6 protein-coding genes are annotated in these 5,398 nt (G+C 70.5%); all 6 read right to left on the bottom strand.

Going from position 1 to position 5,398, the window contains the following annotated elements:
* Positions 1 to 540: ABC transporter permease (locus tag VN520_RS22170; RefSeq protein WP_414719911.1), on the bottom strand; the 540-nt coding region annotated here is incomplete at its 3' end.
* A 102-nt stretch (positions 541 to 642) separates the two neighbouring features.
* The gene (locus tag VN520_RS22165; RefSeq protein WP_325748687.1) at positions 643 to 1,515 is read right to left on the bottom strand and encodes a glycosyltransferase family 2 protein; all 873 of its coding nucleotides are present in this window, start codon (positions 1,513 to 1,515) and stop codon (positions 643 to 645) included.
* 8 nt (positions 1,516 to 1,523) lie between these two features.
* A complete protein-coding gene (locus tag VN520_RS22160; RefSeq protein WP_325748686.1) occupies positions 1,524 to 2,303 on the bottom strand; it encodes a CDP-alcohol phosphatidyltransferase family protein in 780 nt (259 codons plus the stop codon).
* Complete coding sequence (locus tag VN520_RS22155; protein WP_325748685.1) at positions 2,281 to 3,342, bottom strand: iron-containing alcohol dehydrogenase family protein; 1,062 nt, start codon at positions 3,340 to 3,342, stop codon at positions 2,281 to 2,283. Before VN520_RS22155 ends, VN520_RS22160 begins: the two co-directional genes overlap by 23 nt.
* A complete protein-coding gene (locus VN520_RS22150) occupies positions 3,330 to 4,067 on the bottom strand; it encodes a phosphocholine cytidylyltransferase family protein (RefSeq protein ID WP_325748684.1) in 738 nt (245 codons plus the stop codon). The genes VN520_RS22155 and VN520_RS22150 overlap by 13 nt, the downstream gene beginning before the upstream one ends.
* On the bottom strand, positions 4,064 to 5,398 hold a 1,335-nt coding region (locus VN520_RS22145; RefSeq protein WP_325748683.1), incomplete at its 5' end, for a DUF5941 domain-containing protein. The genes VN520_RS22150 and VN520_RS22145, both read right to left, overlap by 4 nt.

The following is a 5,398-nucleotide window of genomic DNA, read 5'->3' as shown; positions in this document are numbered from 1 at the left end:
GGGATAGCTGCCGAAGCCCATCGCCACGGCGAACAGCACGATCATGGAGTACAGGAGCTGCTGGAGCTGCTGGAGCGAGAACGAGACGGGCAGCGAGGCCCGGGGGAAGTGCAGGGCCCGGACCAGGCCGAGGTTGCCGGCGATGGACCGCACCCCCGCCATGACCGAGCTCTGGGTGAAGGTGAAGACGAAGACCCCGGTCACCAGGAACGGGACGAAGACCTCCTGGCTCATCCCCCTGTTGGTGCCGAGGATCAGGCCGAAGATGAGGAAGTAGACGAGGGCGTTCAGCAGCGGCGTGGCCACCTGCCACAGCTGGCCGAGCTTGGCCTGGCTGTACTGCGCGGTCAGCTTCGCCCTCGAGAACGCCAGGATGAAGTGCCGCCGGCCCCAGAGCTGCCGGATGTACGCGAACAGCCCTGGCCGGGCGCCGCTCACCGTCAGGCCGTACTTGTCGGCCAGCTGGGACGCGCTCAGCCCCTCGTCGGCGGACGGCGGGCTGCTCAGCGCAATCCCGCCGTCGTGGGTTGTGTCACTCACAGTTAAGAACTCTCGTCTTCACGATGCGCAGCCGGGCGCGGCCGGGGCGGACAGGTTCCCTGTACGGAATGGATACGGCTCATGGTCTCAGAGGAGAGCCTCTCAGATCACCGGTGGCCGTCCCAGTCTGGTCAGCCGCCATACCGTACGCCACCTGATGGGGCGCCGGGGGCCACAGGGCTTCGTCCATCCCTCCCGGAAGCCTCCGAACCACGCTTTGAGCGCGGGCAGGGAGGGCCTGCGGACCAGAGTGAGGAGCAGCCAGACCCCCACGTAGAGGGGGACCAGCGGGGCCGGCAGGTTCCGGCGGGCGAGCCAGACCCGGTTGCGGGCCACCATGCGGTGGTAGACCGCGTGCCGTGAGGGGGCGGTGGTGGGGTGGTTCAGCACCATGTCGGCGCGGTAGTCGATCATCCAGCCGGCGTCCAGGGCCCGCCAGGCGAGGTCCGTCTCCTCGTGTGCGTAGAAGAACTCACCGGGGAGCGGGCCTGCCTCGGCGATCACCTGGCTGCGCACGGCGTTCGCGCCGCCGAGGAACGTGGTGACGCGGGAGGAGCGCATCGGGTCGGAGGCGCGCAGCCGCGGCACGTGCCGTCGCTGGGTGACACCGGTGTCCGGGTCCGCGATGCGGAAGGTGATGATGCCGAGCTCCGGGTCCGCCTCGAAGGCCTGCCGGCACAGCTCGGCGGTGTCGGTGTTCGGCAGATGTCCGTCGTCGTCGAGGAAGAGCAGGACGTCCACATCGGCTCCGGACGGGCCGAACGCCTCGATACCGACGTTGCGGCCTCCCGGGATACCCAGATTCTCGGGCAGCTCGACGGTCCGTACGCCCGGGGGGACGTCGGGGACCGGGGCGCCGTTGCCGACGACGACCACCTCGATCCGGTCGCCTTCCTGCTCGGCGACCGAATCGAGAAGGGCGCGCAGTTCGTCGGGGCGGTTGCCCATGGTGATGATGACCGCGCCGAGTTTCATGGGAGAGCTCACTTCAGCCTGCTGGACGCCAGGATCGAGACCAGGTGCAGGACGGTCTGGAGGAGGGCGATGCCGGCCAGCACCGCGACCGCGAGACGGCTGAAGAAGAGGTCGTCCCTGACCGCGTCGAGGACGGCCACCACCAGGATCAGCAGCGACGCCTCGATGCCGAGGACCAGGCGGTGGAACTTGAGCGCTCCGGCCGCGCGGCGGGCGAGCGCCATGCCGGACGAGCGCGGCTCGGACGCGGCCTCCTTGACGGGCGGCAGCCCGCCCTGGTGGCGTGCGACACCGACGAGGTCGGTCTCGGCCTTGATCAGGATGGCGCCGAGCGCGGCGAGCGTGCCCAGGAAGGCCCACAGCCAGTCGATGCGTCCCGGACCCCACAGGTCGGCCGCACGCAGGCCGAAGCCGACCAGCACCGCCGCGTCGCACAGATAGGCGGCCACCCGGTCCAGGTAGACCCCGCCCAGCGAGAACTGCTTCTTCCAGCGGGCCACTTCGCCGTCGACGCAGTCGAACAGCAGGTAGAGCTGGACCGCGAGGACGCCGAGCAGAGCACCCGGGATGCCCGGGACCAGCAGGGCAGGGGCGGCGAGAACACCCGCGACGGTCATCACGTAGGTCAGCTGGTTGGGCGTGACCTCGGTGTTCACCAGGCTTCGCGTGATGCGCAGGGAGACCTCGCGCATGTAGAGCCGACCCGCCCAGTGCTCGCCGCTGCGCCGGTCCTTCACGCCCGGCGGGTGCACGACCGGACGGAGTTCAGCTATGGATGGCTTTTGCATAGTCGGCGTACGCGTCCCTGATCTGGTCGGTGGACAAATTGAGGTGTTCCAGGATCGTGAAGCGTCCCGGGCGCGTCTGCGGGGCGTAGTCGACGGCCCGGACGAATTCGTCGGTGGTGAATCCGATCTCGTCGGGCAGCACCGGCAGCCCGTGGCGCCGCAGTACGGACGCCATCTGGACGGACTCCTCGTGCGCGCCCCGCAGGTGCATGGCGAAGCAGGCGCCGAGGCCGACCTGCTCGCCGTGGCTGGCCGCGCGCTTCGGGTACAGCAGGTCGAAGGCGTGGTTGATCTCGTGGCAGGCGCCCGAGGCGGGCCGGGAGTCCCCGGCGATCGACATCGAGATGCCGGTGAGGACCAGTCCCTCGGCGAGCACCTTGAGGAAGGCGTCGTCACCGACTCCGCCGGGATGGCGCAGCACGGCCTCGCCGGCCTGCCTCGCCATCGCCGCCGCGAGCCCGTCGATGTCCTCGTGCCGGACCTCGTGGGCGAGCTCCCAGTCGGCGACGCACGAGATGTTGGAGACCGCGTCGCCGACGCCCGAGCGCACGTAGCGTGCGGGCGCCTCACGGATCACGTCGAGGTCGATGACCACCGCGATCGGGGTCGGGACCCCGTAGGAGCCCCGCCCGTTGTCGTTGTCCAGGGTCGCGACCGGCGAGCAGAGGCCGTCGTGGGACAGGTTCGTCGCGACGGCGACCATGGGCATGCCCACGCGCGCCGCGGCGTACTTCGCCACGTCGATGATCTTGCCGCCGCCGAGGCCGACCACGGCGTCGTAGCGGTTGCCCTTGATGCCGTCGGCGAGCCGCACCGCTGAGTCGATCGTGCCGTCGGCCACCGGGTACCAGTCGGCTCCCGGCAGCAGGGGAGCGAGCCTTTCGCGCAGGGCACGCCCGGAACCACCGCTGATCGCGAAGGCGAGCTTGCCCGAGGCGGAGATCCGCTGATCGGCGAGGAGACCGGCCAGATCGTCCATGGCGCCGCGCCGGATGTCGACGACGACCGGGGACGGGATGAGGCGGGTCAGTACCGGCACGCGATCTCCCTGCCCCGGGCGAGGTCGTCGTGGTTGTCGATCTCCACCCAGGTCACCTCGCCGATGGGCGCGACGTCGACCGTGAAGCCACGGTTCACGAGCTCCTGGTAGCCGTCCTCGTAGTAGAGGTCGGGATCGCGCTCGAAGGTGGCCTTCAGGGCGTCGGCCAGCTCCTCGGCGGCCTCGGGCTCGATCAGCGTGACACCGATGTACTCGCCGGACGCGGTGGCCGGGTCCATCAGCTTGGTGATCCGCCGGACGCCCTTGCCGTCCTCGGTGATGACCTTCATCTCCTCGTCGGCGAGGGTCTTCACCGTGTCGAGAGCGAGGATGATCTTCCGGCCCCGGCCGCGCGCGTCCAGGAGGGTCTTCTCGACGGAGACCGGGTGCACGGTGTCGCCGTTGGCGAGGATGACGCCCTTCTTCAGGACCTCACGCGCGCACCAGAGGGAGTAGGCGTTGTTCCACTCCTCGGCCTTGTCGTTGTCGATGAGCGTCAGCGTCACGCCGTACTTCGCCTCGAACTCGGCCTTGCGGGCGTGGACCGCCTCCTTGCGGTAGCCGACGACGACCGCGACCTCCGTCAGCCCGACCTCCGCGAAGTTGGCCAGCGTCAGGTCCAGGACCGTCTTCTCGCCGTCCACCGGCACCAGGGCCTTGGGCAGCGTGTCCGTGTACGGACGCAGACGGCGTCCGGCACCGGCAGCCAGTACGAGGCCGATCATGCGAGTTCTCCTTCGTCGTGTACGGCGGGGGCCGAGGAGGACACCCAGAAACGGATGGACTCCACGAGCACCACCAGAGCCACGGCGGCCGCGAGCGCGGTGAGGGCCGTGGTGAAACCTGAACCGGAGGTCAGTACGGCGGCGAGCACGGCCACGGCCAGGGTGCGGCCCTCGTTCCCGCCGATGGTGCGCACCAGCCACCGGGGCGGCGCTCCGGTACCGCCCCGGATGCGGTACACCGTGTCGTAGTGATGGTAGGCGACGGCCGAAACGAGGCCGAATGCCGCGGGGACGGCGTGCGGGACGTCACTGCGGGCGGCCAGTACCAGGAGCGTGCAGTACTCGGCGGCCCGGAAGACCGGCGGGACGAGCCAGTCGAGCGCGCCCTTGAGCGGTCGCGAGACGGCGAGCCCGGAGACGGCCGCGTAGACCGCTGCGGCGCCCACGGTCAGCCAGCCGCCGTAGGGGGCGAACAACGCCGCGGCGACCATGACCAGCGCTCCGGCGAGAGCCAGGAGCGGGGCCGTGAAGCCGCCGCCCGGCCGCCGGAGCACGCCGGCGACGGCCTGGGCGAGCGGGCCCGAGTCGGCGAGGTCCGCCAGTGCCCGGGCGGCGCGGTCGGTGCGCTGCGCCTTGCGGGTCAGCGAGCGCAGCAGCCGGCCCGCCGTGGTGTAGCAGGCTGCCAGGGTGCAGCCGACGAGCAGGGCGTAGAAGACGATCCGGGGCGTGGTCACGGCGGTGAGCACGGCGATCATGGCCCAGCGTTCGCCGATGGGCAGGACTATCATCCGGCGCAGCCACACCGTCCAGCCGACGCTGTCCAGCCTGTCCGAGAGCGCGGCGGTGGGGCTCGTGTTGGACACCGCGTCGTGGTTGGCCTCGTTGAACGAGAAGTCGACGACGTGCCGGCACGCCTGGAGGACCATCGCGCCGAGCGCGAGGACCCAGACGTCGTCACCGCCACGGGCGGCACCGAGGGCGAGACCCGCGTAGTACGCGTACTCCTTGGCCCGGTCGAAGGTGGCGTCCAGCCAGGCGCCCATCGTCGAGTACTGGAGCGAGTACCGGGCGAGCTGCCCGTCGGCGCAGTCCAGGACGAAGGAGAGGAGCAGGAGCACGCCGGCCGCGACGTAACCGCCCCGGGTACCGGTCGCCGCGCTGCCGGCCGCGACCAGCGCGGTGAGCAGCGAGGCCGTGGTGACCTGGTTCGGGGTGAGGCCCCGGCGGGCGCACCAGCGCGCGATGTAGCGGGAGTACGGACTGATGAAGAAGGTGGTGAAGAAGCCGTCGTGGGCCTTGACCGCGCTGCGCAGCCGTACGGCCTCGTCGTC

Origin of the sequence: Streptomyces sp., assembly GCF_035563135.1 — a bacterium.
Lineage (GTDB): Bacteria > Actinomycetota > Actinomycetes > Streptomycetales > Streptomycetaceae > Streptomyces.
This window is presented reverse-complemented; position numbering and strand designations above follow the sequence as displayed.

What these genes read in the sequence shown, in the direction of transcription:
- VN520_RS22165 (WP_325748687.1), bottom strand. Translation starts at nt 1,515, where the DNA reads ATGAAACTCGGCGCGGTCATCATCACCATGGGCAACCGCCCCGACGAA.
- VN520_RS22160 (WP_325748686.1), bottom strand. Translation starts at nt 2,303, where the DNA reads ATGCAAAAGCCATCCATAGCTGAACTCCGTCCGGTCGTGCACCCGCCG.
- VN520_RS22150 (WP_325748684.1), bottom strand. Translation starts at nt 4,067, where the DNA reads ATGATCGGCCTCGTACTGGCTGCCGGTGCCGGACGCCGTCTGCGTCCG.